This window comes from Bartonella florencae (assembly GCF_000312525.1).
Taxonomy (GTDB): Bacteria; Pseudomonadota; Alphaproteobacteria; order Rhizobiales; family Rhizobiaceae; genus Bartonella; species Bartonella florencae.
Genome location: NZ_HE997478.1, coordinates 1 through 1,010 on the forward strand (window position 1 = coordinate 1; position 1,010 = coordinate 1,010).

Annotated in this window: 2 protein-coding genes; both read right to left on the reverse strand. The window is 42.9% G+C overall.

Annotated features, from left to right (window positions below; genetic code table 11):
* Positions 1-147 precede the first annotated feature (147 nt).
* Complete coding sequence (locus BN202_RS08880; protein ID WP_019220292.1) at positions 148-375, reverse strand: hypothetical protein; 228 nt, start codon at positions 373-375, stop codon at positions 148-150.
* Positions 372-1,010, reverse strand: a 639-nt coding sequence (locus tag BN202_RS08885) for a lysozyme (RefSeq protein WP_019220293.1), incomplete at its 5' end; no start/stop codon positions are given. The genes BN202_RS08880 and BN202_RS08885, both read right to left, overlap by 4 nt.

Consider the following 1,010-nt stretch of genomic DNA (forward strand, 5'->3'; position numbering starts at 1 on the left):
TTGTTTTTCTTCTAGCCATGTTTCCATCCACACAAGCGTTCACCTAGGTTATTATGCTTTAAGATCTCTCTTGCTAAGCTTGAACTGATGACCTCAACATCTCTTTTGTTTAAATAAATGGGTAGCCAACCAACACAAGAGACATACTCATTTGTTGCGCAGCCAACGAGAGAGAGCAGTGCGCACATCAGCATCAGTTTTTTGATTAACTTCATTTTCTACCTCCAGACGTGTTTTTGCTGCCTTTAAAGTTTTTTCTATCTGCTTTTGCTGTTCTGCTTTTTTGCCAAGCATGAAAGCTTTGGCTAAAGCCATAAAAAAAGCGGCTAGAGCCGCGCCTGTTAACAGCAGATTTCTTTTCATCCATAACATCATAGGCGGTGCTCCTGAAAACGTTTGGCGACAAGAAAAATACCAGCAGCTGCTGCTAAAACCATGATAGTGGCAAGTGCCCATTGCACTGGACCATTGCCTGCTAGTAAGCCGCCAAGTCCAGAAAAAGAACCAATAATGGGTGCCAATGCTTCTGCTTTAAAGAGCGTTGTTGAATCCTTTGTTTCTACGGTTTGATAGTTGGAGGAAACATAAGCGCCTTTTGCCCACAATCCTGCTTCTGCGACACGTCGGTGGACAAGACCTTGCAGACGCTTACCACCCGCTTTGGTCCATTTTTGGAATTCGGCAGGTATTGCTTCATATTCACTATTATTGAGTTTTTTTAACAGGGTTGAGTTACAAAAAGCTGTTGTTCCGACATTATAACAAAAGGAGACCAAAGCGGCGAATTGTTCATCTGTTAAGGCAACTTGAACCGCTTGTTCAACGGCATTTTCAAATTGTTTTAAATCTTGGCGAAGAAGATCTTCTGCTTGTTGTTCAGTGACTGTCATGCCTTTGTGAACAAAAGGTTTGCCAGCACTGTTGGTATGTCCATACCCGATGGTCCATACCCCGATGGCGTCTTTATAAGCGTTTAAGCGCAAGCCTTCCCATTGTTTTATGAGAGCAAG